At 66.4% G+C, this 26,881-nt stretch carries 24 protein-coding genes; 18 read left to right on the forward strand and 6 right to left on the reverse strand.

Annotation, left to right across the window (positions count from 1 at the left end; genetic code table 11):
* Positions 1-56 precede the first annotated feature (56 nt).
* Complete coding sequence (locus tag J7654_RS01695) at positions 57-833, reverse strand: family 16 glycosylhydrolase (protein ID WP_209737644.1); 777 nt, start codon at positions 831-833, stop codon at positions 57-59.
* A gap of 365 nt (positions 834-1,198) precedes the next feature.
* Between J7654_RS01695 and J7654_RS01700 the strand changes: the two genes are divergently transcribed.
* From J7654_RS01700 to J7654_RS01730, 7 genes are all read left to right on the forward strand, one after another.
* Entirely contained in the window at positions 1,199-2,503 is a 1,305-nt protein-coding gene (locus J7654_RS01700; RefSeq protein ID WP_209737646.1) for an O-antigen ligase family protein, read from the forward strand.
* 55 nt (positions 2,504-2,558) lie between these two features.
* Positions 2,559-3,710 (forward strand): UDP-galactopyranose mutase, encoded by a 1,152-nt coding sequence (glf, locus tag J7654_RS01705; RefSeq protein ID WP_209737648.1) that lies wholly within the window; start codon positions 2,559-2,561, stop codon positions 3,708-3,710.
* Positions 3,711-4,685: a glycosyltransferase family 2 protein gene (locus J7654_RS01710; protein ID WP_209737650.1), complete on the forward strand. Its 975-nt coding sequence runs from the start codon at positions 3,711-3,713 to the stop codon at positions 4,683-4,685.
* A 284-nt stretch (positions 4,686-4,969) separates the two neighbouring features.
* On the forward strand, positions 4,970-6,199 hold the full coding sequence (locus tag J7654_RS01715; protein WP_209737652.1) for a glycosyltransferase family 4 protein: 1,230 nt from the start codon (positions 4,970-4,972) through the stop codon (positions 6,197-6,199).
* Positions 6,200-6,521: 322 nt separating this feature from the next.
* Positions 6,522-7,577: a glycosyltransferase family 2 protein gene (locus J7654_RS01720; RefSeq protein WP_209737654.1), complete on the forward strand. Its 1,056-nt coding sequence runs from the start codon at positions 6,522-6,524 to the stop codon at positions 7,575-7,577.
* Positions 7,567-8,562: a glycosyltransferase family 2 protein gene (locus tag J7654_RS01725; protein ID WP_209737656.1), complete on the forward strand. Its 996-nt coding sequence runs from the start codon at positions 7,567-7,569 to the stop codon at positions 8,560-8,562. The genes J7654_RS01720 and J7654_RS01725 overlap by 11 nt, the downstream gene beginning before the upstream one ends.
* 609 nt (positions 8,563-9,171) lie before the next feature.
* Positions 9,172-9,837 carry a sugar transferase gene (locus tag J7654_RS01730; protein WP_245195597.1) on the forward strand — a complete coding sequence of 222 codons (666 nt, stop codon included), beginning with the start codon at positions 9,172-9,174 and terminating at the stop codon, positions 9,835-9,837.
* A gap of 91 nt (positions 9,838-9,928) precedes the next feature.
* On the opposite strand, the gene J7654_RS18410 is transcribed toward J7654_RS01730, so the two are convergent.
* Entirely contained in the window at positions 9,929-10,057 is a 129-nt protein-coding gene (locus J7654_RS18410; RefSeq protein WP_280842349.1) for a hypothetical protein, read from the reverse strand.
* A 258-nt stretch (positions 10,058-10,315) separates the two neighbouring features.
* Here J7654_RS18410 and J7654_RS01735 point away from each other — a divergent pair, with 258 nt between their 5' ends.
* Both J7654_RS01735 and J7654_RS01740 read left to right on the forward strand, forming a co-directional pair.
* A complete protein-coding gene (locus tag J7654_RS01735; RefSeq protein WP_209737660.1) occupies positions 10,316-12,061 on the forward strand; it encodes a hypothetical protein in 1,746 nt (581 codons plus the stop codon).
* A gap of 202 nt (positions 12,062-12,263) precedes the next feature.
* Positions 12,264-13,706: a DUF6056 family protein gene (locus J7654_RS01740; RefSeq protein WP_209737662.1), complete on the forward strand. Its 1,443-nt coding sequence runs from the start codon at positions 12,264-12,266 to the stop codon at positions 13,704-13,706.
* Between the two features lie 28 nt (positions 13,707-13,734).
* Here the strand turns inward: J7654_RS01740 and J7654_RS01745 are convergent, their stop codons facing one another.
* From J7654_RS01745 to J7654_RS01760, 4 genes are all read right to left on the reverse strand, one after another.
* Positions 13,735-15,396 carry a GMC oxidoreductase gene (locus tag J7654_RS01745; protein WP_209737664.1) on the reverse strand — a complete coding sequence of 554 codons (1,662 nt, stop codon included), beginning with the start codon at positions 15,394-15,396 and terminating at the stop codon, positions 13,735-13,737.
* Positions 15,397-15,432: 36 nt separating this feature from the next.
* Entirely contained in the window at positions 15,433-15,654 is a 222-nt protein-coding gene (locus J7654_RS01750; RefSeq protein ID WP_209737666.1) for a hypothetical protein, read from the reverse strand.
* A gap of 318 nt (positions 15,655-15,972) precedes the next feature.
* On the reverse strand, positions 15,973-17,142 hold the full coding sequence (locus tag J7654_RS01755) for a winged helix-turn-helix domain-containing protein (protein ID WP_209737668.1): 1,170 nt from the start codon (positions 17,140-17,142) through the stop codon (positions 15,973-15,975).
* Positions 17,143-17,263: 121 nt separating this feature from the next.
* A complete protein-coding gene (locus J7654_RS01760) occupies positions 17,264-18,595 on the reverse strand; it encodes an MFS transporter (RefSeq protein ID WP_209737670.1) in 1,332 nt (443 codons plus the stop codon).
* Between the two features lie 180 nt (positions 18,596-18,775).
* Between J7654_RS01760 and cyoA the strand changes: the two genes are divergently transcribed.
* From cyoA to J7654_RS01805, 9 genes are all read left to right on the forward strand, one after another.
* Positions 18,776-19,966, forward strand: a complete 1,191-nt coding sequence (gene cyoA, locus J7654_RS01765; RefSeq protein WP_417281927.1) for a ubiquinol oxidase subunit II — start codon at positions 18,776-18,778, stop codon at positions 19,964-19,966.
* Between the two features lie 57 nt (positions 19,967-20,023).
* Positions 20,024-22,027, forward strand: a complete 2,004-nt coding sequence (cyoB, locus tag J7654_RS01770; protein ID WP_209737672.1) for a cytochrome o ubiquinol oxidase subunit I — start codon at positions 20,024-20,026, stop codon at positions 22,025-22,027.
* A 5-nt stretch (positions 22,028-22,032) separates the two neighbouring features.
* Entirely contained in the window at positions 22,033-22,668 is a 636-nt protein-coding gene (gene cyoC / locus J7654_RS01775) for a cytochrome o ubiquinol oxidase subunit III (RefSeq protein WP_209737674.1), read from the forward strand.
* Entirely contained in the window at positions 22,665-23,066 is a 402-nt protein-coding gene (gene cyoD / locus J7654_RS01780; protein ID WP_209737677.1) for a cytochrome o ubiquinol oxidase subunit IV, read from the forward strand. The genes cyoC and cyoD overlap by 4 nt, the downstream gene beginning before the upstream one ends.
* An 86-nt stretch (positions 23,067-23,152) precedes the next feature.
* Positions 23,153-23,842 carry an SURF1 family protein gene (locus J7654_RS01785; RefSeq protein WP_209740125.1) on the forward strand — a complete coding sequence of 230 codons (690 nt, stop codon included), beginning with the start codon at positions 23,153-23,155 and terminating at the stop codon, positions 23,840-23,842.
* Complete coding sequence (locus tag J7654_RS01790; protein WP_245195598.1) at positions 23,839-25,158, forward strand: ATP-binding protein; 1,320 nt, start codon at positions 23,839-23,841, stop codon at positions 25,156-25,158. The genes J7654_RS01785 and J7654_RS01790 overlap by 4 nt, the downstream gene beginning before the upstream one ends.
* A complete protein-coding gene (locus tag J7654_RS01795; RefSeq protein WP_209737681.1) occupies positions 25,155-25,685 on the forward strand; it encodes a response regulator transcription factor in 531 nt (176 codons plus the stop codon). Before J7654_RS01790 ends, J7654_RS01795 begins: the two co-directional genes overlap by 4 nt.
* Positions 25,686-25,756: 71 nt before the next feature.
* Positions 25,757-26,350: an SCO family protein gene (locus tag J7654_RS01800; RefSeq protein ID WP_209737683.1), complete on the forward strand. Its 594-nt coding sequence runs from the start codon at positions 25,757-25,759 to the stop codon at positions 26,348-26,350.
* A 96-nt stretch (positions 26,351-26,446) separates the two neighbouring features.
* A complete protein-coding gene (locus J7654_RS01805; RefSeq protein ID WP_209737685.1) occupies positions 26,447-26,836 on the forward strand; it encodes a response regulator in 390 nt (129 codons plus the stop codon).
* Positions 26,837-26,881: the final 45 nt, after the last annotated feature.

A 26,881-nucleotide genomic window follows, 5' to 3' on the forward strand; every position in this document is an offset into this window, starting at 1 on the left:
CCCGCGAATTCTAGAGAGTGGAAGAAGGAAAGGCGCGAGTCGGACCCGGCATCACGTCAATTGCCCATCGGTGCATGGCCGGCCTCCGCCGGGCAGATGATGGAGGTCGGAAACTGGCATCCGTCCCCCTCCGCCGTGAAGGCGACATATTGGAACTTCGCGCTCAGCCTCTGGCCGGGATAGGCGAAAAGGCCGGACGACCCGTCCGGGTGCCCGCCCGGCCACAGATGAAGGTAGATGCGGCCCGGATGCGTCGGCACGTCGCCCCCCGCGGCCGTGACCTCGTGCACCATGCGGCCGTTCACGTACCAGCGGATCCCCTCCCTCGACCACTGGAACGCGTAGTCGTTGAACCCGCCCGTGGCCTCGAAGCCCAAATCCACGGCGCTCTGGCTCGTCCGGCCCGCCGCCGAGTGCGCGGCGCGCAGCTCCGTGGGAGATTCCCCCACGAAGCGGATGTCGATGCCGTCCTTCGGGTCGCCGGCATGTGGCCCGGTATAGACGAAGAACGCGCTCGTCACGCCGGGCAGCTCCACCGGGCGCATTCGAACCTCGAACGTGCCGTAGCCATATGTCTGCCGCGTCTGCAGCTCTCCACAGGAAAGCGGCTTCTCGCCCGCCGGCACCTCGATGATCGAAAGTGCCGCCTCGCTCTGGATGGCTACGGCCTTGGCATTCCAGCCGCAGCTCCACTCGGCTCCGTTGCTCCACCCGTCGGACATCGCCCACAGATCATTGTCGAGAACGTGGAAGTCCTCGAAGAAGGACGAGCCCTCCCCGGCCCTGCCTTCCCCCGCATGAAGACCGACACCCGAGGCTGCCGCCGCGAGCATGACGAATGTCCGCAGAACGCATGGAATTCCCATCGGCCTCTCCGCACCCGGGCGCCTCGCGACATCTGCCGGCCGGAGCCTGCCTCGCGCACGTCCCGCCCCAGCCCCGATACGACTAACTTCCCTTAGGGCATGATACAATGAAATAATGCGGCATAAAGCGATTTACCGCTTGCCGGCTCTTCGACTAGCCTAGAATCGATGCTATGACGTCTTCGCGGCGGGCGCAATGGACCTGTCTTTTCCACAGGGGAGAGAGCTTGTACCGTCTGCCGCGGGGGCTCGACCATCGACCAGAACGAAATCCGCAGCCCGGCATTTGAAAGCGCCGCGAGAAGAATCCGCACGAGGGGCGGTCGGTGTAGATGAAATTATTTCTATTTGCAGAGAAATTCTTCTGGTCGATCTTCTTCTTCGGCGCCTTCCAGGCGACGGCGTTCATCTCCTATTTTTTCGGCGGCATCCCGTTCGAGATCCTGATCTGGCTGACGGGATATCTTTTCGCGTTGACCGTATTGGTGTTCTTCCCGCGTGAATTCTCCGACACGATCGTGCGAAACGCGTTCTTCCTGCTCTGGCCGGCCGTGGCGATCCTCTCCTATCAGTGGTCGCTGCAACCGGGCCTTTCGCTCTATCACGGCTTCCAGCTCGCCATGACGGTGCTGGTGGCGCTGGCCATATCCCAGCGCCTTGCCCTGCCGGATCTGCTGAAGGCGATCTTCTGGACGCTGCTGGCCGCGCAGTTCCTGTCGCTCGCGGCCGCCTTCCTGTCGCTGCCCTTCGCCTTCTACAAGTTCGGCGAATGGCGCGGGATCTTCGCCCACAAGAACGTCCTCGGCCAGCAGATGACGATTCTGTTCTACACCAGCCTGATCCTGTTCAGCATGGGCTGGCGGCGAAAGCTGACGACGCTCGCCATGGTGCTGGCGGTCTTCCTCGTGGTGCGGTCCCAGTCGGCCACCTCGCTCCTGGCGGTGCTCGTCTCCACTGGCCTGTTCAGCATCCTGATCATTCGCCGCGCCCAGCCCGTGATGGCCGGCCTTTATGTCAGCATGGCCATGGTCGCGATCTGCGGCGTCGTCTTCCTCCTCGCCCTCTCGGGCACCGACCTCGTGAGCGGGGCGCTCGCCGGCCTCGGCAAGGATTCGACGCTTACCGGCCGGCGGGTGCTATGGGACTTCGCGGAGGCCTCGTTCGCTGAGAACCCGATCCTCGGCGTCGGCTTCAAGGCCTATTGGGAAGTGCCGGCCATCAGCTCCTATGTGCGCCAGGTCATCGGCCAGGAGCTTTGGCATTTCCACAATAATTATCTCGAGGTCGCCGTCGCCTTCGGGCTCATCGGCCTTGTGGTCTTCCTCTCGGTCATCGCGCTCGTCGTGGTGCGCACCATCGGCAACTTCATCCGCGATCCGGCCATCGAGGCGATCTGGCCGGTGATGTTCATGGCCCATCTCCTGATCCAGACGCTCGTGGAAAACCCGCTCTTCGTCAATCACGCGCCGATGCAACTCCTCTTCGTCATCGTGGGCGCCAAGGTCACAGCGAGCCGCGAGGCGGCGCGAAACGCGCGGGCGGGCAGCGCGGCTGCCTTCGCCGGCCCGTATCGCGGCCTTTCCCTGCCGCCCGGCCTTGTAGCCCAGCCCGGCCCCCTTGCGCGGCGCGGCTTCTGATCCGCCGCCCGATGCACCCCGCCCCTTCATAGAGACAACAGAGAAAGCGCAGTCGATGCCGAAGAAGTACGATTGGTTGATCGTCGGGGCCGGGTTCACCGGCGCGGTCATTGCCGAGCGCATTGCCACGCAACTGGACCAGAGGGTCCTCATCGTCGACCGGCGCGATCACATCGCCGGCAACGCCTTCGACACGCGAAACGAGGCCGGCAACCTCATCCACCTGTATGGGCCGCATATCTTCCACACCAACAGCCCGAAGGTGTTCCACCATCTCAGCCGGTTCACCCGCTGGCGGCCCTATTTCCATCACGTGCTGGGGCATGTGGACGGGCGCTTCGTGCCCGTTCCGTTCAATCTGGAAACCCTCGATCAGCTCTTTCCCCAAGCCATGGCGCAACGGATGGCGGACGCGCTGGTGGCGCATTTCGGCTTCGGCACCAAAGTGCCGATCACCAAGCTGAGGCAGGCCGAGGGCGACGAGATGTCCTTCCTCGCCGACTACATCTACGACAAGCTGTTCCTGAACTACACGATGAAGCAATGGGGCTGCACGCCCGAGCAGCTCGACGCGAGCGTGACGGCGCGCGTCCCCATCGTCATCAGCCGCGACAGCCGCTATTTCGGCGACATCTACCAGGCCATGCCCGTGGACGGCTACACGGCGATGTTCGAGCGGATGCTGGACCACCCCAATATCGACATCGAGCTGGGGGTGGACTTCGCCCATCTGAAGGACGCCCCGCCGGCGGACCGGATCGTCTATACGGGGCCGATCGACGAGTTCTTCGGGCATTGCGAGGGCGCCCTGCCCTATCGCAGCCTGCGCTTCGAGTTCGAGACCCATGCGGGCGGGCGCGTGCAGCCGGTGGGCACGGTCAACTATCCCAACGAATTCGATTTCACCCGCATCACGGATTTCTCGCACCTGACGGGCGAGACGCATTCCCACACCACCACCGTCTGCGAGTTTCCGCAGGCCTACGTGGCCGGGGAGAACGACCCCTATTATCCCGTGCCCTCGCCCGAGACCAAGTCGCGCGTTCAGCCCTACAGGCAGATGGCGCAGGAGCTGAAGGGGAAAGTCTGGTTTGCCGGGCGGCTGGCGGATTACGTCTACTACAACATGGACCAGGCCTGCGCGCGCGGGCTTTCCCTGTTCGAGAAGGAACTGGCCCCGGCCGCCCTCGGAATGGAGGTCGGTTGAATGGCCAAGGTGATCGCGGTCGTCGTCACCTTCAACAGGAAGGAGCTCCTGCAACGCTGCCTCAGCGCGCTCGAGGCGCAGACGCGGCCCTGCGATGCGATCATCGTCGTGGACAATGCCAGCACGGACGGAACGGCGCATTGGCTCGGCGAGAACCACCGGGAGGGAACCGAGGCCTACGGCCTGTCGCGCAATATCGGCGGCGCGGGCGGCTTCAATTTCGGCCTGCGCACGGCCTTTCAGGCCTCGGCCGACTTCATCTGGGTGATGGATGACGACGTCATCTGCGAGCCGGACGCGCTGGAGCGCCTCCTGGAGGCGGATCGTGCGCTGGAGGAGCGCGGGGTCGAGCGGGCCTTCCTGGCCTCCACCATCTGGACGCCGGAAGGCATGGCCACCAACGTACCCGAGATAGACCGGCGGCCCAACCGCATCGACTACGAGAACTGGACGGCCTGCCTCGACCTGACCGCCGCGCCGGTGACGCGCGCCACCTTCGTGTCCATCCTGTTTCCGCGCCGCGCCCTTGAGGAGCACGGCCTGCCGCTGGCCCCCATGTTCATCTGGGCCGACGACACGGAGTACACGATCCGCGTCACCAGGCGCATTCCCGGCTTCGTGGTCGGCGCGAGCAGGGTCACGCATGTTCGGGCCATGGCCGGAAACATCAGCCTGCTCACGGAGGACAATCCCGTGCGAATCGGCTTCCACCGGCTGCTGGCGCGCAACATGGTCTATGTCGTGCGCACGCATTTCGGCCGCAAGGCGCTCCTTCGCCATTTGAGGAAGGAAGCCCGAACCATTCTCAAGCTGCTGCGCGCGGGCCAGGCCGGCAAGGCCCGCGTGCTGGCCGGGGGGATCGCCGAGGGCCTGCGGTTCCGCCCGCCCGTCGAGCGAGCGGATTCCTCCCCGCGATCTCTCGGAGTCGAGATCACGCGCATCGGCAAGGCGGAGCGGGAAACGCAGGCGGCCTGAGGGCCGCCGGCCGCCACGCACACCGGCATCATTCCTCGCCGGCCCGCGGACCGCTGAGACGGCGCGCGTGGCACCCGCGACACGCGAATGGGGAAATGCGCCCGATACTTCAAATTTTATTGATTATGGATAGTTAAGACCGTTCCCTTGCGTAACATTGTATTTGCAGAGCGCCGTTTTTTCGGATAAGCATCTCTCACTAACGCTTACCCTACGTAAATCAGCGGTTTTACTAACCGCCTTGCTGCGGCGCACGCTGCACGCGAGTGGACGGAGTACTGCGCGTGAAAATTCTGTACCATCACCGCACGAAGGCCAAGGAAGGCCAGTTCGTCCATATCGAGGAAATGCTGCGCGCCTTCCGCGATCGGGGGCACGAAGTCGTCGTCGTCGGCCCGCACGAGGGTGATCACGACAAGTTCGGCTCCAAGAGCCTTTCCGTCACGCTGCTGCGCCGTTTCATGCCGCGCCCGCTCTCCGAGCTGGCGGAGTTCTGCTACTCGATCCTGGCCTTCTTCAAGCTCCGGAAGGCCTATCTCGCCCACCGCCCGGATGTGATCTACGAGCGCTACAGCCTCTTCCTGCTCGCCGGCTGCCTCTTCGCCCGCCGCTACGGTGTTCCGTTCCTGCTGGAGATCAACGCGCCCCTCTATGCGGAGCGCTCGGCGGATGGAGGGCTCGCCCTCAAGGCCTTCGCCCGCTGGACCGAGCGTGTCGCGTGGAAGTCGGCCGACCTCGCCTTGCCTGTCACGCAGGTGCTGGCCGGCGACGTGCGGGAGGCCGGCGTTCCGGCCGAGCGCATCCACGTCATCCACAACGGCATCAACGAACAGCGCTTCTCGGGCGAGGACGACGGCACGGTGCGCCGGCGCGAGCTGGGCCTGGACGGCCGGCTCATCCTGGGCTTCGTCGGTTTCGCCAAGGCCTGGCACGGGCTCGACCAGGTGGTGGACGTGCTGGCGCGCGACGGGGAGAAGCACAATCTGCATCTTCTCGTCGTCGGCGATGGCGACGTTCTCTCCGCTCTGCGGCAGAAGGCCGAGGCGATGGGCGTGGGCCGGCGCGTGTCGATCACCGGCGTCGTCCCGCGTGAGAGCGTGGCGGCCTATGTCGCCACCTTCGACATCGCCCTCCAGCCGCGCGTCACCTCCTACGCTTCTCCGCTGAAGGTGTTCGAGTATCTCGCCTTCGGCAAGCCGATCATCGCGCCGGACCAGCCCAATATCCGGGAAATCCTGGCGCATGAGAACCAGGCGCTCCTGTTCGACCCGCAGGATTGTGACGCATTCGGCCGGGCCATCCTGCGCCTGTGCGAGGATCCGGCCCTGCGCGAGCGCCTGGGGGAGAACGCCCGGCGCACGATCGCCGAACGCGGCTTCACCTGGGCGGGCAACGTCGTTCGCATCGAGCGCCTGATCTCGCGCCACAGGGGCACGAGGGCCTCGTTGGCGCAGAAGACCAGCGCGCCGCACCTCGACATCGCCGCGCCGTCCACGCGGCCCAGCGCCGACTAGCCCGGCGCCAGGCAAAGCCGGCTTTCCGGCTCCGGACATAGCAGGCGGAGCATCAACGGCGATCCGGTTCGCCTGAAACGCTCCGGGGATGGGTCAACCGGCGAGACGGCATGATGCTTGCTTCTCTTTTCGTGCGACGAGGCGGCGATTGCCTTCCGGCCAGCCCTCCCGCGCCCGGAACACGGCGCATCCCCTCTCACACACCCTTTCCGATCCACCGCCATGGAGGGCTCCGGCTGCGGCGCCGCCCCACGCCTGGCGGGCCACCGGTCGCAGGGCCCCAAACCGCCGCGCAACTCCCGATCACGAACGGATCGACTTCATGAGCGCCTCCCCTTCCGTCATCGCGGACACCCCACGCGAGATCGACGTCATCATCCTCTCGTGGAACCGGGCGGACGATACGATCGAGACCATCCGCAGCGCGCTGCGCCAGACGGGCGTCGCGCCGAGGATCTGGGTCGTCGACCAGGGCAGCGAGCCCGAGCAGATCGGGCGCATCGAGGCCTTCGCGGCAGGTCACGCCAATGTGACGATCCAGCGGCTGACCTACAATTCGGGCGTTCCGGGCGGCCGCAACATCGCCTCCTTCCTGGGCGCCGCCGAGATCATCGTGGCAATCGACAACGACGCGGAGTTCGCCGACGAGACGTGCCTCGCCCGCACGGCGGAGCGGTTCGCGGACGAGCCGGGCCTGGGCGTTCTGGGCTTTCGCATCGTCAACCACCACACCGGCGCGCTCGACCGGACATCGTGGAACTACCCCTACGACCCGGACATCTTCGCCGAGCGGCCCTTTCCCGCCACGCGCTTCGTCGGGGCGGGCCACGCCATCCGCCGCGCGGCCTTCGAGGCGGTCGGCGGCTATGACGACAGCCTGCATTTCATGGAAGAGGAAAAGGATCTCGCCTACCGTATCCTCGACCGGGGCTATCTGATCGCCTACGAGCCCGCTATCGTGATCTCGCACAAGATCTCGGCGGAGGCGCGCGTGCACTGGTCCAGCGGACGTATGTTCTACATGTGCCGGAACGTGCTTTATCTCGACTACAAGTTCAACAAGCCCATCCGGAGCAAGATACGGCTGTCGCGCATCTTCCTCACCAAGGCCGCGGGGCAGGGTCTCCTCGCCTCGGGCCTGCGCGGCCTCGTCGCCGGCCACTGGAAAGGGCTCAGGCTTCTCGCCCGCGGCCGGCGTGCCGAGCATCTTCTGTCGCAGAAGACGCTCGATTATATCTGGGAGCACGAATCGCGCCATTACCGCGCGCAACCGGCGCAGACGTCCCAGGTGGAGCGCGTCACGCCCATCGCGCCCGCTTTCGCGCGCTCCCGCGCGGCCCTGACATCCTCGGCGATGGAGGAGTCCCATGAACGCTGACGGAGAAAGCCCCGCGCAGGACGGGCCCCTCGTCTCGATCGTCATCCCCACCTACAATCGCATGGCAACGCTTCCGGCCACCATCGAAAGCGTGCGCGCCCAGACCTACGCCAATATCGAGCTCGTCATCGTGGACGATCGATCGAGCGATGGAACCCGCGAGTTCCTGAACGGCCTCGACCTGCCCTTTCCAGTCGTCGTGCTCTTTCACGAGGCCCGGCAGGGCGGCGCCGTGGCACGCAACACGGGCATCGCGGCCGCCTCCGGCGAGTATGTCGCCTTCCTGGACAGCGACGATGTCTGGCACGGCGAGAAGCTTGCCCGGCAGATGCGGCGGCTGAAGGCGCTCGGCCCCGGTTACGAGGCCTGCTTCTGCGGCTGGGCCTCGGTCAATTCCAGCGGCCAGCCCTTCTATGTCCGCTCATCGTCGCTGGAGGGCGACGTTCACGCTGCGCTCGTGCGGGAAAACTTCATCGGCACGACATCCGCCTTCCTCGCCAGCCGCGCGAGAATCCTGGAGGTGGGCGGGTTCGACCCCGCGTTGAAGGCCTGCCAGGACTGGGATCTCTACCTGAAGCTGGCCAAGGTCACGCGGTTTGCCAATGTCAGGGATTGCCTGCTCGACTATCTGGACGACCGCTCCGAGCGCATCTCCACCAATCCCCGCTCGCGGATGCGCGGGCACCTGCGCGTTTACGCCAAGCATCGCCGCGCCTTCCTGCGAGGCGACAGGCGGGAGGCCGCCGCCTTCCGCCTCTATATCGCCGATTGCCTGATGCATCTCGGCAGAACGAAGCTTGCGCGGAACCTCATGCTCGGCGCCTTCCGGCGCGACCCGCTTTCGCCGACCGTTCTCCTTCGCATGGGCGTCGTCTGGACCCGGCGCGCGCCGTCCGATTATGCAAATGCGCTCAAGACGCTCCAGGCTTATCGACGCCGCACCGAGCGGGTCACGAGGCGCCTTCCCGCCTTCGGCGGGCGCTGAGGCGGACAAGGGCCGGCCCGTCGGCGAGCGCCCGTAGCTGCGGGCCGCCGAACCGCGATTGATGGACCGACGCCCGCGAGCCAGCGGCAGCCGATGACATTACCCTACGGAAGAAATAGAGTTTTACCGCGCCAAGACTCTCACCTTCCGCGCCTTTCGTCCAAGCGCCGGGGACACAAGGATCGCGGCCTCCCGCTGCGGTGAGAGGGGCACGGCATCATGCCGCGCACAGCCCCTCGGCAAGACGCACTGCCGTGGCACGACGGCGCCGCCCTTGCAAATAAAGGCTTTCGGCCGAATTTACGTCGCATCCGCAGATCACTGCCCGAAGGGAATCGCGGCAGGAAAAAGCGCCGGCCGGGCCCTTCGCCAACGAGGCCAAGGCACCGCCGCCCGCCGCCTGAATAGCCAAAATCCGAATCTTTACCGCAAGTTCGGCCGGAGAGATGGTTGAGTCTTTATTGACAGTAGATGTAAAACGTGAAAACTAGCTATAGAAAATCTTTGAGCAGCGGCCTTTCGCCTTCGCTCTGATTTGCATCCTGACCTAAGGTAATATGGGGGCGTCAAATGGACGGGCATGCCGGGGCATCGGCCGTTTCCAGCTCGTTGAGCGGCCGCGCATACGCGATCGACCGCAGGCGGGAGGCCACGCCCGCGCCGCCGCGGCATCTCTGGAAGCGCGCATTCGACGTCGCCTTCGCCCTCGTCATGCTCCTCTTCATCGCCCCTCTCCTCCTCATCATCGCGGCCGGGCTGCTCATCGCGGATGGCCGGCCCATCTTCTACAGGCAGAAGCGCATCGGCTACCGGGGCCGGGAGTTCGGCTGCCTGAAGTTCCGCTCCATGGCCAAGGACGCCGATGCCCGGCTGCACGACCTTCTCAGCGTGTCGGAGGAGAGCCGCCGCGAATGGGAAGCGTCCCGGAAGCTGGCAAGCGATCCGCGCATCCACCCCCTCGGCCGCATCCTGCGCCGGACCAGCCTGGACGAGCTTCCGCAATTCATGAATGTCCTGAAGGGGGACATGAGCGTCGTCGGCCCCCGCCCCATCGTCCACGAGGAGATGAGCCGCTACGGCGCCCAGATCGCGCACTACACCTCCGTTCGCCCCGGCGTCACCGGGCTCTGGCAGGTCAGCGGCCGCAACTCCGTGAGCTACAATGAGCGCGTGACGATGGACGTGGAATATGTCGGGGGAATCTCGCCGGCGAAGGATGCGAAGATTCTGCTGAAGACGGTCCGCATCGTGCTCACCGGCGCGGGCGACCACTGAAGCCCGCTCGCCCGGGCCCGCATGTCAGGCGCCCTTCAGCGGGGCGCCTTCCGGCGTGTCCGGGCAAAGCCTGCCCACGTCCGCTTCAAAGTCAGGCGAAGACCAGCCACGCCACGACCAGCCAGAACGCCGCGCAAAAGCCGAATGCGATGGCTCGGATGAGCCACCGGGGAACCTCCCGTTCCGGGTTCAAAAGCTCCTCGACATGCAGGATACTCATCTCCTGCCTCTTCCAGCGCAATGGAAACCGGCAACTTACGAGTATTGGCACCAAGCTATCGTGTACTCCACCAATCCGGCCAGTCCAAGGCAGGTGGTGCACTGGCTTCAACGGTCGGTCTTCATGCCATCATGGAGGCTCGGCTCACCACGGCCCGGCGCGCAGGCACGGGCGCCCGATCGCCCGCGCCGGTCCCGGGGCCGCACGGAGCCGGATGGCCCCGCGGCCTGGATGCCGGCCTTTCATGCGAGGATCACGATGATCGAACAGACGCCCATCGGCACCGCCGACCACCCGTCCGCCATTCGCTATCTGGTCCACCCGGACACCTCGACGGCCGACATCCAGGCGGTGCTCGATGAAGCGCCGGCGGGCTCGCGCGTCGAGTTTGCCGCCGGCGCCTTCACCCTGACAGACCACGTGAAGGTCGGGCGGAGCGACATCACCGTCAGGGGGCAGGGTTCGGGCGAGACGAGCTTCGTCTTCGCGCCCGCGGACGGCATCCCCGACGGTTCGGCCTTCGCGGTGGCCGGGCCGTGGATGGAGCCCATCGGCACCCTCGCCGAACCGGTTTCGGCCACGAGCGAGACGATCCGCGTGGAGGGCGATCACGGCATCGCGCCCGGCGATGTCCTGTTCCTCCAGCAGGCGAACGATCCGGCCTATCTCGACGCGATCGGCGACACGGCCTTTCGCCTGACGACGGATGCGCCGCAGCGCGAGATTCTCGTGGAGGTTGCGGCCGTGACCGGCAGCGACATCACCTTGAAACACCCCGTCGGCGTCGCCTTCGACGCGCAATTGGCAAAGGTCCAGAAGGCCGATCTCCTGCGCAATGTCGAGATCGGCGGCTTCTCGGTCGAATATGCCCTCGGCCGGGCCGACCCGCAGGATTTCAGCAACACGATTCCCACCCTGCCCCATGAATCGCGCCTCAACCCGTCGGCGATCTACGTGGCGCGCGTTTACGAGGCCAAGGTGGAAGATATCGCGCTGAAGGATGTGGCCAGCATTGGCTTCCGCTTCTATCAGTTGCTCGAGGCGAAGGTCTCCGACATCAGCGCGGACGGCGCGCACAACAAGGGCGAGGGAGGCCATGGCTATCCCTATCTGCTGCAGGAGGTCTACCGCAGCAGCTTCACCGGCCTTTCGGACGTCGGCATGCGCCACAGCCTGGTGTTCTCGAGCTGGGATGCCGAGGCGTTCAACGACATCCACATCGCCTCCACGGACCGGGACATCAACTTCCACGGCGGCCAGGACCATCACAACACCGTCACGGTGGACAGTTCGATCGCCAGCGTCTCGTGGTATCCTGCCCTGTTCTTCAACGAAGCGGGCACGCATTACGGCCCGCCTACGGACATGTCCACCAACCTCGTCTTCTTCCGCTACCTCGTCTCGGACAACAAGCCGGACGTGGTGCGGGCCGCCGAAGGCGGGGCGGTGATCAGCACGGGGCGCAAGAGCGATATCGTCCACAGCGGCCCGGGCGACGACATGCTGGATCTCGGCTATGGCGATACGGATCGGGTCGTGTTCAGCGGCGAGCGGGCGAATTACGAAATCACGGCCGCCAAGGATTCGCGCGGCGAACACCTGGTCGTCAGGGACAAGACCGGCGCCGACGGAACGGACATGATCTGGAACGTCGAGGAACTGGAGTTCACGGACGGGGTGGTGTCCGTGGATGAGGTCACGCCCGGCGGCCTTGTGCCGACTCAGGCCCCGCCCCTCTCCGCCTCCCTCCTTCCCCCTTCGCCCGAGCCTGCCGCCGGACAAGCGCCGGAGCGGGCCTCGCTGGACGCCGCCCCGCCCTCGTCCGCTTTGCCGGCGCCGGCCGGCGGCAGGCAGGACGCCGCAGGCTCCATGGCCTTGGATGCGGCCCAGCCGGTCCTGGCGGGCCTGACCGGGCTGAACTGGAGCCCCGGCCAGACGACCCTGGCGACGCTCGGCCACCCCGGCCCGCTCGCCCTGGAACTCTTCGTCCCGGACGGTTTCTGACGGCGGGGCCGTCGCAAGCGGCCCGCCATCAGATCAAGTCGATGTGACACGGCACCGTCATCATTACTTTTAGACATAAATTTTACAGCAATTACCTTCCAAAGAATCTGAATATATCCATATACAGACAAGCATTCGTCATTTGCCCGGCCATCGCGGCACCGATAGAGCGGTGCATAATACGGCCGGGGGAACGTTGCGAATGACCATGGGCATCGACAGGCACCATCGCCTCGAAGCCGCGCAGTGGCTGGCCGTGCTTGTCCTGCTGCTTCCCTACCTCCTGCTCAGCCTGTTCGCACAGCCCGCGCAGGATGATTTCTGCTACGCCACCTGGCTGTCGGATCGCAGCTTTTTCGACAATCAGCTCTGGGTCTATCAGGAGAAGGGCGGGCGCTACGTCGCGACCTTCCTCCTCAATCTCTCCGAGATCGGGGGCGCCTTCGAGCATATCTATCCCGCTTTGGTCGTGGCCGGGCTGGCGCTGACCGTGCTGGCGCTCTGGACCCTCTTTACGGCCATGAACGCGTCCAGCGCGGGTGCTCTTCGCCCGCGCGATCTGCTCTGGCTGTCCCTGGCCGTCCTTCTTCTCATCCTCAGCAAGTCCGATACGCCCGCGCAGATCTTCTACTGGCTGCCCGGCCTGTTCAGCTATCAGTTCGGCGTCCTGCTCCTCATCGCCGCGTCCAGCGCCTCGATCCGCCTGCTCAAGGGTGCGGGTGGCCGCAGCGCCTTCTGGGCGGGCGCGGTCCTCCTTGTGGCCGTCCTCCTGCTGCCCGGCGTGAACGAGCTGTTCGTGCCCTTCTCGCTCGCGCTGGTGGGAAGCCTCGTCCTCGTCGCCTTCGCCAGGGGCAGCCCCGCGCGCTGGCTCTTCGCCCTCGCACTCGCCCTTCTCGTCGCCACCTCGCTCGTCTCGGTCCTCGCGCCGGGCAACATGGCGCGGGTCGGCTGGGAGAGCGCCGAGGGCCGGCAGAATATCGTCGGCGCGGCCGCCGCTTCCCTGGAATGGTCGCTCCTCAGAACCCTGCGCTGGATGTCGGATGTGAGCCTGTTCGCGCTCGCCATTCCGGCGGCCCTGCTGCTCGGCGCCCACCATGTCGCGCCCGGGCGCCTCCTGCCCCTCGTGCAGGACCGCACCGCATGGGTGAAGGTCGCGCTCCTGGGTGTGGCCCTGTGGGCCACGGTCTTCGTCGTCGCCCTGCCCGTCGTCTATGCGCTGGGGGGTCTGCCCTACAATCGCATCATCAACACCGCCTACACCCTGTTCCTGCTGGTGTGGATCGCGCTTGCCTGCCTTCTGGCGAACGAGTTCCTTCGCTGGCGCAGCATCGCCCCCCGGTCGCTTCTCCTCGCCTCGGCGGCAGGCATCGCCCTTTCAGTGGCCGGTTCCCAGAATTTCCTGGATGCGGTGCGCGAGGTGGTGCACCTGCCCGAGACGATGCGCCAGATCGAGGCCCGCCGCCAGGCCATCCTCGCGGCGGATGTCGGCGGCGTCCTGAACCTTGCCCCCCTGCGGCCCCAGCCGGCATTCGTCATGATGGGCGACATCACGACCGACCCCGGCCATTGGACCAACGATTGCTACGCCCGGTATCTCGGCGTCCCCGCCGTGCGCCTGTCCGAGGACGGTGCGGTCCGGCCGTAGGCCGCACGCCTCCTTCGCCGGCCGGGCGCTATCGCGAGCTGGCCGCGAGTTGCCCGCCGGACGGCCGCCCCGCCGTCGCGGCGGTCGAAAGCACTCCCCCCGCCAGCGGCATGGCGATCTTGCGGCTTTCGGCAAGCAGCGTGTCCGCGCATCTGAGGGCGAGCCGCATGAGCGTGAGCGTCGGGTTCGAAGCCCCGGCCGTGGGGAAGGTCGAGGCGCTGACGACGCTCACATTGGGAATGTGGTGGCACTCGAGATCGGGCCGCACCACCGATGTCCTCGGATCGGTCCCCATGCGGGTCGTGCCGGAGGGGTGCGCCCAGTCCCCCGCCCGCTCCGCGACGAGCGAGACGGGATCGCTGAGATCGGCGTCCCAGCGGATGGAGCAGATCTTGTCGAGCCCGCAAGCGCGCCAATAGGCGCGGGTAACCTCCATGCAGGTTCGGAAGGTCCGCTCCTCCACCTCGCCGGTGCGCCAGGAGAGATGCGCCTTGGGCATTCCGAGCGCGTCGCGTTCCTGCGACAGATAGAGGCGGTTCTCCCATTGGGGAACCTGCTCCACGACGAAGCTGAGCGTGATCGGCACGTCCTTCGGCATGAAGAGCTGCTTCTTGGCGAAGCGGTCGAAGACGAGGCGGGAGATATCGCCCGCATCCTCCACGACATTTATCAATTGCCGGATGGTGAAGCTGTTGCCGCCGGTCTTCAAATTCGACTTGATCCAGCGGATCGAGCGCTGCGCGGCGACATCCGCCTCGATCCGGGCGTAGGCGCTCGAAACGGCGTATTTGCGCTGCGCCTCGGCGGAGAGTTCGAGATGCAGGCTGCGGCGCACATGCGCGCTGTAGCGCCGCCCGAACAGCCGGCTCGTCGCATCCCGGTCCATCGGCTCGACCTCGCCGAGCTGGCGGCTGAGATGGTCCTGGAAATAGTGCCCCAGCGCATCGCACCCCTCGAAGATGCGCCCGTTGGAATAGCGGTCCATCAACAGGAGCAGCCGCGTCGTCTCCAGCGATCCGGCCGCGAAGACGAACCTGTCGGCGCGCACCGTGATCGCCCGCCCATTGAAGCCGCGCGCCACGATCGATTCGAGCCGCCCGCTCTCGGTGTTCGTCACGAAGTCCTGGGCCGTCGCGCCCAGCCAGACGGTCAGGTTCTTGTTCTTCCTGATCGTCTCCCTCAGCACCACGGCCACGTTGCGGTGCTTCGGGGCGATCCATTTGGGCCAGCGGCGGACGAGATCCTCGTAAGGAGGCGGCAGGTCCGGCTCGTCGAGCGAGTCGTAGGGGCTGTGGTCAAGGTGGAACAGGCGGTCCAGCTCGGGCTGGTGGCGCTCGAGCTCGCCCGGCGCCAGGGGCCAGGCCGGCAGGGAGATGTAGGGTCGCGGCCCAAGATCGTGCGCCGTCAGCGGCACCATGCAACCGCCCCAGCGCGAGGAGCTGCCCCCCAGGATGCGCGAGCGGCCGGTCAGCGCGCCCACATAGCTTCGGCCCGAGGATTCGATCTCGTTCAACCCGTCGGCCTGGGTGTCGAACACCTCCAGGCCGCTTTCGATGACGATCACCCGCTGGCCGGCCTGCGCGAGACGGTTGGCGACGAGAAGGCCGGCGACCCCTCCGCCGATAATGCAGAAGGCCGCGGAGGCAGAATCGGCACCACCTTCAGCCTTGTCGAGAGTGAAAATGGGCAAGGTCGGGCTCCAACAGAAATCGATGCAGCGCGATGATCAGTAGCGCGGAATGAAGTGCTTGTCTCTCGGATTAAAGTGGGTGCCATGCAAATCGACAAGCGGCCCTTTGCCGCGCATGGGATGGGCCTCGACTTCGCAGCCGCGTTCAATCCTTGCCGTGTGCCAACCTTCCCATGCAGGCAGGCGAACATAGTCCAGTCTTTTATTAAGAGACCAAAAGTCCTCACGGATCGTTTCGGCGCCTGTAGCAATCGTCATCGCAAACCGGTCCGTCATCCCATGCGAATATCTCTCGATTTCATTTAGGGAAGAAAATCCCTATACACGGGTTCAACGGATCCTCCGCTCGGGAAGCGGAAGCGTTCTCGCGATGCGCGCGCCCCCTCCGCATGTCGAACTGGCCTCTTACCGTTCGGCACTTTTCGATGCGCATTCCATGTCGAAGACAGCGCGCGAAATCGGGCATGGGGGCGCAACAAATCACGCGATGGCAACGAGGCCGCCGGTGCTGCGCCGCCGAGGACCCGGCCGCGCCGCCTGTCGCCTTCTCCTGCGGCGTAGCGCCGGGATCTTCCCTCAGCCGCGCTCCGGCACCGGCATGGCGGGGGCGTCGTCGAGGCCGAGCCAGCCGGCGAGGATGGCAAGCTCCGCCGCCAGCTCCTCCATCGTCTCGCCCGGCGCATCCGGCTCCAGATGCACGGCGTGGACGATGAGGCGGCCGGCCTTGCGGTCCGCCTTCAGGTCCACACGCCCCACGAGCCGCTCGCCGAGGAGGAAAGGCAGCACATAATAGCCGTGCTGGCGCCGCGCCGCCGGCACGTAGATCTCGATGCGATAGCGGAAGCCGAACAGCCGCTCGGCGCGCGCCCGCTCCCAGACCAGCGGATCGAAGGGCGCAAGCAGCGCGCGGCCGCCCACCCGACGCGGCCGGCGGGCGTCGCGATGCATGAAGGCCGGCGGCCAGCCGGGCACCGCCACCGGCCGCAGCAGCCCCTCCTCCACCAGTTGCAGGGCGGCGGTCCGCGTCTCGGCCACGCCGAGCCGCATATAGTCCCGCAATTCCCCCATGGTCGCGATGCCGAGCGCGCGCGCCGACATCTCGACCAGCGCGCGATGGGCCTCTTCTTCTGTCGGCGCCGGCAGGTCGAGGACCGCGGGCGCGATCACCCTTTCGGTCAGATCGTAGACGCGCTCGAAGCTGCGGCGCCGCGTGGCGGTGGTGATGTGGCCGGCATAGAAGAGCCATTCGAGCATGCGCTTGGACTGGCTCCATTCCCACCAGCCCGCGCGGCTCGATTCGAAGTCGGAGGCCGCGAGCGGCCCGTCCTGGCGAATGCGCTCCAGCACCGCCATCGCCTCCTCGCGGCGCTCGCGCGCAAAAACGCGCATACCGGCGTAGCCCGCCTCCCCCCGGTCGGCGCGCGCCATGCGCCAGCGCAGAAGGGGGTGCAGCGAAAGAGGCAGGAGCGAAGCCTCGTGCGCCCAGTATTCGAAGAGCCGACGCTCGCTCCGGCGCCCCCACGCCGCCCTGTCCAGAAGCGTGCGATCATAGGCGCCGAGCCGTGAGAAGGCGGGCAGGTAATGAGCGCGGGAGAGAACGTTGACGCTGTCGATCTGGTGCAGCCCGAGCCGCTCCACCGTGCGCCTCAGATGGCCCTGGTGCACCACCGAAGGGCGCGCCACGCCGAATCCTTGCGCGGCGAGCGCGATGCGGCGGGCCTCGGCCGGGCTGAAACGATCCTTCATCCGCGACGCCCCGCCTCCCCGCGCCGATGCTCCCGGTTCAGCCTAGCCGATTCGCCGCCGGCAAGGGCAATATTTCCCGCGCCGGCCCCTCGGCGGGCGCGGAGGAGCCGCGCCGGGCGCCTTATACGCCGTTCAGCCGAAGCCGTCTGTTCCAGGAGAGGGCGAGGAGCGTGCACACCGCGCCGGAGAACAGGTAGACGCCGATGGAGGCCACGCCGAAAGTGGAGGTGAAGAACAGGGCGACGAGCGGCGCGAAGCCCGCGCCGATCAGCCAGGAGAGGTCGGAGGTGAGGGCCGAGCCGGTGTAGCGGTCGCGATCGGCGAAGTTCGAGGCGACGGCACCGGAGGCCTGCCCGTGCGACAGGCCCAGAAGCGCGAAGCCGACGAGGATGAATGTCGTCTGCCCGGCCGTTCCCGCCATCAGCAGGAAGGGTGTCGCCACGCTGAAGACCGCGATCGCGGCGGCGCAATAGCCCAGATGCTTGCGCCGGCCGATCCGGTCCGCCAGCACGCCCGACAGGACCACGCACAGGAGGCACAGCACCGCGCCCGCAATCTGCGTCAGCAGGAACTCGCCCAGAGAGCGGTCCGAGAACAGGTCGATGTAGGAGATCGGGAAGATCGTCACGAGATGGAACAGCGCGAAGCTCGCCAGCGGCACGAAGGCGCCGATCAGAACCTCGCGGCCCCGCGTTTCCAGAAGCTCGGAGACGCGGACGGGCACCAGCTCGCGGCTCTCGTAGAGCGCGGCGTATTCCTGCGTGGCGATGAGGCGCAGCCGGGCGAAGAGCGCCACGACGTTGATGGTGAAGGCCACGAAGAACGGATAGCGCCAGCCCCAGCCGAGGAAATCCTCCGCCGTCAGGTTGAGGTAGAAGAAGGCGAAGAGCGCGCTGGCCACGATGAAGCCGATGGGCGCGCCCATCTGCGGCACCATCGCGTACCAGCCCCGGTGCTTCTCCGGCGCGTTCAGCGAGAGCAGCGAGGCGAGGCCGTCATAGGCGCCGCCGAGCGCGAATCCCTGCGCGAGGCGGAAGATCACCAGCGCCGCGATGGAGAAGACGCCGATGGTCGCATAGCCGGGCAGGAAGGCGATGGCGGCGGTCGAGCCGCCGAGAAGGAAGAGCGCGATGGTCAGCTTCATGCCGCGCCCGTGGATGCGGTCGACCTTCAGGAACAGGATCGAGCCGATGGGCCGCGCGATGAAGGCGAGGCTGAAGATCGCGAAGGAATAGAGCGTTCCCGTCAGCGGCTCGGCGAAAGGGAAGACGAGCGCAGGGAACACCAGCACGCAGGCGATGCCGAAGACGAAGAAGTCGAACGCTTCCGAAGCGCGCCCCACGATCACGCCCAGCGCGATCTCCCCGGGGGAGATGCGGTGATCGGAAGATATCTGCCGGGCATCGTGCTCGATGTCTCCGGGAGATGCGGTCTGGAAACCGGTGGTCGTCATCGGTGTCTCTCCTGACGGCCGCAAACGCTCGCCTATCGCAGTTCGGCCTCCGAACGAGGCAATAGGCATGGCGCGGCTGATCCGTCAAAGGGAGATGGGGTGGACAAAACGTCCAATCCCTGTGCGAACGCAGAACTTCTAAGAGCCGCCCAACCCTAGCGATCAGGCCGAGGTCCCGCCTTGCCATTCAAAGCGTTCCGCACCGCGACCCTTGTCAGCCTCCTTGCCGTCCTGGCGGGCTGCAACATGGTCGTGATGAATCCCTCAGGCGATGTCGCGGCGCGCCAGGCCAGCCTGATTCTGTGGTCGACGGGCCTGATGCTGCTCATCATCGTGCCCGTCATCGCCTTCACGCTGTTCTTCGCGTGGCGCTATCGCGCGTCCAACAAGGACGCCACCTACGATCCGGAATGGAATCACTCCACGCATCTGGAGGTGCTGATCTGGACCGCGCCGCTGATGATCATCATCGCGCTCGGTGCCATGACGTGGCTCTTCACCCACCTGCTGGACCCCTATCGCCCGCTCGACCGGATCGACGCGGCGACGCCGGTGACGGAAGAGACGCCCACCCTCGACGTGCAGGTCGTGGCGCTCGACTGGAAGTGGATGTTCATCTACCCCGAGCTCGGCATCGCCACCGTGAACGAGCTCGCCGCCCCGGTCGATACCCCCATCAACTTCCGGCTGACCTCCTCCTCCATCATGAACGCCTTCTACGTGCCGGCGCTCTCGGGCATGATCTACGCCATGCCCGGAATGCAGACGCGGCTGCACGCGGTGATCAACAGCGAAGGCGTCTATAACGGGTTCTCGGCCAACTATTCGGGCTCCGGCTTCTCCAACATGCACTTCCAGTTCCTCGGCCTCTCGAACGAGGATTTCGAGGCGTGGGTGGAGCGCGTGCGCGCCGAGGGCCAGCCTCTCGACCGTGCCCGCTACCTGGAGGTCGAGCAACCCAGCGAGCTCGAGCCGGTCCACTATTATTCGTCGGTCGAGGACGGGCTCTACCGCTCCATCGTGAACATGTGCGCCGAGGCTGGGCGCATGTGCGCCGACGAGATGATGCATATCGACATGCAGGGCGGTGCGGGCGTGGACAGCGTCCACAATCTCGAGCGCCTCATCTACGACGGCAACCGCTCCCACGGCGAGACCGCCGGCTACGGCCCCTCGGGCTATGCCGGCGCGGGGTCCGAGGAGAGCGAGGCGCCCGGCGCGACCTTCCCGGCGACCGACCGTCCGGCCCGCTCGGACGAGCCGGCCCCCGGCACGTCCGGCTCGCCCGGCGAGGCGCCGCCCGAGGACGGGGCGCCGGAGGCGCCCGAGGACGACGACGCCTCCCCCGCACCCGACCAGTTGAACAACTGACGCCCGCGCCGGGGCACGGCCCCCGGCAACCGAAAGCGCAAGGAACCGGATTCCGCCATGTTTCCCAATGTGGGCCTTCAGGAACTGATCTTCGGGCGACTGAGCCTCGGTGCCATCCCCTTCTACGACCCGGTGATTCTGGTCACGTTCATCGGTGTGGCGATCGGCGGCATCGCCGTGCTCGCCGCCATCACGCGCTATCGCCTGTGGGGCTATCTGTGGACCGAATGGTTCACCACCGTCGATCACAAGAAGATCGGGATCATGTACATGATCCTGGGCATCGTGATGCTCGTGCGCGGCTTTGCGGACGCGCTTCTCATGCGCGCCCAGCAGGCCATGGCCTTCGGCGACAACGAGGGCTTCCTGCCCCCGCACCATTACGACCAGATCTTCACGGCGCACGGCGTGATCATGATCTTCTTCGTGGCCATGCCGCTGGTCACGGGACTGATGAACTACGTCGTCCCGCTGCAGATCGGCGCGCGCGACGTCTCCTTCCCGTTCCTCAACAACTTCTCGTTCTGGATGACGGCCGCGGGCGCCATCCTCATCATGATCTCGCTCTTCGTCGGCGAGTTCGCGCGCACCGGCTGGCTCGCCTACCCGCCCCTGTCGGGCGCGGCCTACAGTCCGGGCGTGGGCGTCGACTATTACCTCTGGGCGCTACAGATAGCGGGCGTGGGAACCACCCTGTCGGGCATCAACCTGATCGTCACCATCGTGAAGATGCGCGCGCCAGGCATGGGCATGATGAAGATGCCCATCTTCACCTGGACCTCGCTCTGCACCAACGTCCTGATCGTCGCCTCCTTCCCCGTGCTCACGGTGGTCATCACGCTGCTGACGCTCGACCGCTACGTGGGAACGAACTTCTTCACGAACGATCTCGGCGGCAGTCCGATGATGTACGTGAACCTCATCTGGATCTGGGGCCATCCCGAGGTCTACATCCTTATCCTGCCGATCTTCGGCATCTTCTCCGAAGTGGTCTCCACCTATTCCACCAAGCGGCTCTTCGGCTATGTGTCGATGGTCTACGCCACCGTGGTCATCACCATCCTGTCCTACCTGGTCTGGCTGCACCACTTCTTCACCATGGGAGCGGGCGCGAGCGTCAATTCCTTCTTCGGCATCACCACGATGATCATCTCGATCCCGACGGGGGCGAAGATCTTCAATTGGCTGTTCACCATGTACAAGGGCCGCATCCGCTACGAGCTGCCCATGATGTGGACGATCGGCTTCATGGTGACCTTCACCGTGGGTGGCATGACGGGCGTGCTGCTGGCCGTTCCGCCCGCCGACTTCGTGCTCCACAACTCGCTCTTCCTCGTCGCCCACTTCCACAACGTCATCATCGGCGGCGTCGTGTTCGGCCTCTTCGCCGGCATCAACTACTGGTTCCCCAAGGCCTTCGGCTTCCGGCTGGACGAGTTCTGGGGCAAGGTGAGCTTCTGGTTCTGGCTCGTCGGCTACTGGTTCGCCTTCACGCCGCTCTACGTGCTCGGCCTGATGGGCGTCACGCGCCGCGTGAACCATTTCGACGACCCCTCGCTCCAGATATGGTTCATCATCGCCGCCTTCGGCGCGGTGCTGGTCGCGGTCGGCATCGCCGCCTTCCTGATCCAGATCTTCGTCAGCATCCGCCGGCGCGATCAGTTGAAGGACGTGACGGGCGATCCCTGGAACGGGCGCACGCTGGAATGGGCGACCTCCTCGCCGCCGCCGGCATACAACTTCGCCTTCACGCCTCTGGTGCATGAGTCGGATGCGTGGTGGGACATGAAGCGGCGCGGCTACCAGCGTCCGCTCCAGCGCTTCGCGCCCATCCACATGCCTCGCAACACGGGCACGGGCGTCATCCTCTCGGCCCTCGCCCTCGCCCTCGGCTTCGGCATGGTGTGGTACATCTGGTGGCTCGCCGCCCTGTCCTTCGCCGCGATCGTGGTCGTCGCCATCGTCCACACGTTCAACTACGACTGGGACTACTACATCCCCGTGGAAGACGTGGTGAGCGAGGAGAACCGCCGCACCCAAGCCCTCGCAGCCGGAGCCTGAACGCCATGGCGAACGCGCATATCGCATCGACGGCCCCCGGGGAGCCGGTCCGCTTCCACGCGGAGGAGGACCATCACGGCGCCTCCGACGGGGGCACCCTGCTCGGCTTCTGGATCTACCTGATGAGCGACTGCCTCATCTTCGCGGTCCTCTTCGCCTGCTACGGCGTCTACGGCCGGTCCTACGCGGCCGGCCCCTCCGGCGCCGACCTGTTCGACCTGAACCTGGTGGCGGTGGCCACGGCCATGCTGCTTCTCTCCTCGCTCACCTTCGGCATGGCCATGATCGCCATGCAGAAGGCGCGCCAGGGCGCGATGATGATGTGGCTCGCCCTCACGGGCGTGCTCGGCCTCGTCTTCCTGGGCCTGGAAATCTACGAGTTCGTCCATCTCATCGAGATCGGCGCGGGCCCGCAGCGCAGCGCCTTCCTCTCGGCTTTCTTCACCCTGGTCGGCACGCACGGCCTGCATGTCGCCTTCGGCAGCCTTTGGCTCGGCGTGCTGATGGTGCAGATAGCCCGGCACGGCCTGATCGTGGAAAACCAGCGCCGGTTGATGTGCCTTTCCATGTTCTGGCACTTCCTCGACGTCGTGTGGATCGGCGTCTTCTCCTTCGTCTACCTGATGGGCTCCCTGGCATGAGCGATCATTCCCACTCCGCCTCCGCCCATGCCGACGCCCACGGGGCGCACGGGCATGACGAGCACGCCCATGGAACGGTGAAGGGCTACCTGATCGGCTTCGCCCTTTCGGTTCTGCTCACCGCCGTTCCCTTCGCCCTCGTCATGGGCGACTTCGCCATCGACAGCCAGGTGATCGGCCTCGTCATCATGGGCTTTGCCGTGGTGCAGATCGTCGTCCACATGGTCTACTTCCTGCACATGAACACGCATTCGGAAGGCGGGTGGAACATCCTGGCGCTGATGTTCACCATCGTCATCACGGTGATCATGCTCGCCGGCTCGCTCTGGGTCATGTACCATCTGAACGTCAACATGATGATGCCGATGGGCGGCGTCGCGGATCAAGCGATACCGTGAGCGAGGCGCGGGCGGCGGGCGGAGAACGCGGCGCGCGCTCCAGGCGCGCCGTCCTCGCCGTCCTGGCGGCCGGCGCGCTTCTTTCCATGGCCTTTGCCGGGCTCGGCGCCTGGCAGGTGCAGCGCCTGTTCTGGAAGCTCGACCTCATCGAGCGGGTAGACAGCCGCATCCATGCAGAGCCCGCTCCGCCGCCCGGGCCCGAGCGCTGGGCCGATATCGCGGCCTCGTCGGACGAGTACCGGAACCTGCGGCTGGCAGGCCGCTTTCTGCATGAGCAGGAAACGCTCGTCCAGGCGCTGACCGAGCGCGGCGCGGGCTTCTGGGTGCTCACGCCGATGGTGCAGGGCGATGGCCATGCGATCCTCGTCAATCGCGGTTTCGTGCCGCCGGAGCGGCGCGACCCGGCCACGCGGGCCGAGGGCCGGATGGAGGGCGAGACCACCGTCACCGGCCTTCTGCGCATCTCCGAGCCGGGTGGCGGCTTCCTGCGCGAGAACGACCCGCAGGCCGATCGCTGGTTCTCGCGCGACGTGGCCGCCATCGCGGCGGCGCGCGGGCTGGAACGCGCCGCGCCCTTCTTCGTGGATGCCGACGCCACGCCCAATCCGGGCGGCCTCCCGGTGGGCGGCCTCACCGTCGTTTCCTTCCGCAACCACCATCTGGTCTACGCGCTGACATGGTTCGCGCTCGCCCTGATGGTCGCCGGCGCCACCCTTTACGTCGTGCGTTACGAGCGTCGGCAGCGCGCCGCGCCCGCGCGCGAGGCCGGGCATTGAGCGGCCCGCGCGAGCACGCGGCCGGCGGCTTCCTGGCCTCGCAGGACGACCCCACCGGGCGCCGCAACCTTCGCCTTCTCGTTCATCTGCGCTGGATCGCGGTGGCCGGCCAGGTCGCCAGCATCGCAGCGGTCGTCCTTCTCTTCGGCGCCGAGCTTCCCTGGCGGTGGATGGCCTTCGTCGTCGTTGCGCTGGTGGCCCTGAACCTCCTCAGCCTCCTGCGCCTGCGGCTCGACAGGCCCGTGCGCAATGCCGAGCTGTTCGCCTCGCTCCTGCTCGACGTCGGCGCCCTCACCATGCAGCTCTATCTCAGCGGCGGCGCGGGCAATCCCTTCGCCTTCCTCTATCTTCTCCAGGTCGCGCTCGGGGCGGTGATGCTCGACGTGCGCTCCACCATGATCCTGTTTCTCACCACGGTGCTCTGCTTCGTGGCGCTGAGCGTCGCCCACGTCCCGCTCGACATGCTGGAAACGGCCGTCTCCTCTTCCATCACCCTGCAAACGGTCGGGCTGGTGATCTGCTTTGCGATCAATGCCGGGCTGATCGTCTTCTTCGTCACCCGCGTGGCCGCCAACATCCGCGAGCGCGACGCGCGCCTGTCCGACCTGCGCCAGCGCGCGGCGGAGGAAGACCATATCGTGCGCATGGGCCTTCTGGCCTCCGGCGCCGCGCACGAACTGGGCACGCCGCTCTCGACCGTGGCGATCATCCTGGGCGACTGGCGGCGTATGCCGTTCGTGAAGGAGACGCCGGGCCTCCTGGGGGAGATCGAGACGATGCAGGCCGAGGTCCAGCGCTGCAAGTCGATCGTCAGCGGCATCCTTCTGTCGGCGGGCGAGGCGAGAGGCGAATCGGCGCAGGAGACGACCATCGCCGAGTTCTTCGACGGCTTGGTCGAGGAATGGGCCGAGCGGCATCCGGGCGTCGACCTCGACTATTCCCGCCGGGTGGAGGGCGATATCGCCATCGTGCTCGATTCCACCCTGCGCCAGGCCATCGCCAACATCCTGGACAATGCCTTCGAGGTCTCGCCCGGGAGGATCGGCCTCGATGTCTCGCGCGCGGGCGGCACGCTGAAGGTCAGGACGCAGGATGAGGGGCCCGGCTTCGACCCCGCCATCCTGAAGTCCCTCGGCCGGCCCTACCAGTCCACCAAGGAGCGGCCGGGTCGCGGTCTTGGCCTGTTCTTCGCCATCAACACGTTGCGCAAGCTCGGCGGCAATGTGGAGGCCGTCAACGGCCGCGAAGGCGGAGCCGCCGTCACGCTGCTTCTACCGCTGGAGCCGCTCATGATCGCGCCGGAGACGCTGCGATGACGGAGCGCCTCCTCGTGGTCGTGGACGACGACGCCGCCTTCGCCAGCACGCTGGCCCGCTCCTTCGAGCGGCGCGGCTACGTGGTGCGGATCGCGCCGGACCTGCCCTCTCTCATGGCGCTTCTGGAAACGGAAACGCCCGGCTACGCCGTCGTCGATCTCAAGCTCGAGGGGGCCTCGGGCCTGGCCTGCGTGCAGGCGCTTCATGCCCACGACCCGGACATGCTGATCGTGGTGCTCACCGGCTTCGCCAGCATCGCCACGGCGGTGGAGGCCATCAAGCTCGGCGCCTGCCACTACCTTGCCAAGCCGTCCAACACCGACGATATCGAGAATGCCTTCGGCCGGGCGGAGGGCGACGCCGACGTTCCGCTCACGAACCGGCCCACATCCATCAAGACGCTGGAATGGGAGCGCATCCACGAAGTGCTCGCCGAGACGGATTTCAACATCTCGGAAGCGGCGCGGCGCCTCGGGCTCCACCGCCGCACCCTCGCGCGCAAGCTTCTCAAGCGGCCCGTGCGATGAGTCCCGGCCCGGCGCGCCATGGAAAAGCCGTCCGGCATGAGATCCCCCCTTCCCTCCCGCAGGAGACCGACATGACCAAGGGAGCCAACCGCATTCTCGCCCTGGGCGCCGTCGGCGCCTTTCTCGCCGTCCTGCTCGGGATCATCGGCTGGACGGCCATGGCGCGCCCGCAAGGCTCGCCGAATACGAACTTCCAGCTCACCAGCACGCAGGGCGGCACGGTCGACGAATCCATTTTCACGGGCCGCCCCTCGATCGTCTATTTCGGCTACACTCACTGCCCCGAGGTCTGCCCGACGACGCTGGCCGAGATGGCGTACTGGCTGGAGGAGCTCGGGCCGGAAGGGGAATCGCTTCAGGCGCTGTTCTTCACCATCGACCCCGAACGCGACACGCTGGATGTGCTCACGCCCTATGTGGCGGCCTTCTCGGACCGGATTCTGGGCATCACCGGCTCACCGCAGGAGGTGCGCAAGCTCACCGAGGGATGGCTCGTCACGGCCGAGCAGAAAAGCTCGCCGGAAAGCTACAGCATGCGCCACACCACCTCGCTCCTGCTGGTGGGCGCGAACGGGCGCCTGGCCGGCCTCATCCCCTACGGCACTGGCCCCGACGAGGCGATGGGCAAGATCCGCGACGTCCTGCTCGCCCCCGCGCGCTCCTGAAACCCCGCGAGAGGCGATATCGCGAACACCCGGCGCCGGATCGAATCGACCGTCCCGATGGTTGTGCCTTGCAACAACATCGGGAAGGGACAGACAATGAGCGCCGCAGAAGAACTCCATCCGCCCTCCGTGCTGGTGGTCGAAGATGAAGTGCTGGTCCGCATGATGCTCGTGGACGTGCTCGAGGAGGCCGGATTTCGCGTCCATGCCGCCGAAACGGCTGTGGAAGGCGTGCGCGAGCTGGACCGGCATCCCGAGATCGTCGGCCTCCTGACCGATGTCGAGACGCCCGGCCCGGTGGACGGGATCGCGCTTGCCAGGATCACGCATGAGCGCCATCCCGATGCGGCGGTGGTGGTCATGTCCGGCCGCAAGCGGCCCGGCTCGGGCGAGCTGCCGCCCAATGCGCGCTTCTTCGGCAAGCCCTATGTGCCGGACGACATCATCGAGGCCCTGCACGAGATGATGCTTCGCGAGCGTGCATGAGGCGGAGCCGGGCGAGGGAGGAAGGGCGGCCCGCCCTTTCGGCTT

Source organism: Aureimonas populi, assembly GCF_017815515.1.
Taxonomy (GTDB): Bacteria; Pseudomonadota; Alphaproteobacteria; order Rhizobiales; family Rhizobiaceae; genus Aureimonas; species Aureimonas populi.

Excerpts from the sequence above, each read along its gene's own strand:
- J7654_RS01695 (WP_209737644.1), bottom strand. The coding sequence starts at position 833 with ATGCTCGCGGCGGCAGCCTCGGGTGTCGGTCTTCATGCGGGGGAAGGC.
- J7654_RS01700 (WP_209737646.1), top strand. The coding sequence starts at position 1,199 with ATGAAATTATTTCTATTTGCAGAGAAATTCTTCTGGTCGATCTTCTTC.
- glf (WP_209737648.1), top strand. The coding sequence starts at position 2,559 with ATGCCGAAGAAGTACGATTGGTTGATCGTCGGGGCCGGGTTCACCGGC.
- J7654_RS01710 (WP_209737650.1), top strand. The coding sequence starts at position 3,711 with ATGGCCAAGGTGATCGCGGTCGTCGTCACCTTCAACAGGAAGGAGCTC.
- J7654_RS01720 (WP_209737654.1), top strand. The coding sequence starts at position 6,522 with ATGAGCGCCTCCCCTTCCGTCATCGCGGACACCCCACGCGAGATCGAC.
- J7654_RS01725 (WP_209737656.1), top strand. The coding sequence starts at position 7,567 with ATGAACGCTGACGGAGAAAGCCCCGCGCAGGACGGGCCCCTCGTCTCG.
- J7654_RS18410 (WP_280842349.1), bottom strand. The coding sequence starts at position 10,057 with ATGAGTATCCTGCATGTCGAGGAGCTTTTGAACCCGGAACGGGAGGTT.
- J7654_RS01735 (WP_209737660.1), top strand. The coding sequence starts at position 10,316 with ATGATCGAACAGACGCCCATCGGCACCGCCGACCACCCGTCCGCCATT.
- J7654_RS01740 (WP_209737662.1), top strand. The coding sequence starts at position 12,264 with ATGACCATGGGCATCGACAGGCACCATCGCCTCGAAGCCGCGCAGTGG.
- J7654_RS01750 (WP_209737666.1), bottom strand. The coding sequence starts at position 15,654 with ATGACGATTGCTACAGGCGCCGAAACGATCCGTGAGGACTTTTGGTCT.
- J7654_RS01755 (WP_209737668.1), bottom strand. The coding sequence starts at position 17,142 with ATGAAGGATCGTTTCAGCCCGGCCGAGGCCCGCCGCATCGCGCTCGCC.
- J7654_RS01760 (WP_209737670.1), bottom strand. The coding sequence starts at position 18,595 with ATGACGACCACCGGTTTCCAGACCGCATCTCCCGGAGACATCGAGCAC.
- cyoB (WP_209737672.1), top strand. The coding sequence starts at position 20,024 with ATGTTTCCCAATGTGGGCCTTCAGGAACTGATCTTCGGGCGACTGAGC.
- cyoC (WP_209737674.1), top strand. The coding sequence starts at position 22,033 with ATGGCGAACGCGCATATCGCATCGACGGCCCCCGGGGAGCCGGTCCGC.
- cyoD (WP_209737677.1), top strand. The coding sequence starts at position 22,665 with ATGAGCGATCATTCCCACTCCGCCTCCGCCCATGCCGACGCCCACGGG.
- J7654_RS01785 (WP_209740125.1), top strand. The coding sequence starts at position 23,153 with ATGGCCTTTGCCGGGCTCGGCGCCTGGCAGGTGCAGCGCCTGTTCTGG.
- J7654_RS01795 (WP_209737681.1), top strand. The coding sequence starts at position 25,155 with ATGACGGAGCGCCTCCTCGTGGTCGTGGACGACGACGCCGCCTTCGCC.
- J7654_RS01800 (WP_209737683.1), top strand. The coding sequence starts at position 25,757 with ATGACCAAGGGAGCCAACCGCATTCTCGCCCTGGGCGCCGTCGGCGCC.
- J7654_RS01805 (WP_209737685.1), top strand. The coding sequence starts at position 26,447 with ATGAGCGCCGCAGAAGAACTCCATCCGCCCTCCGTGCTGGTGGTCGAA.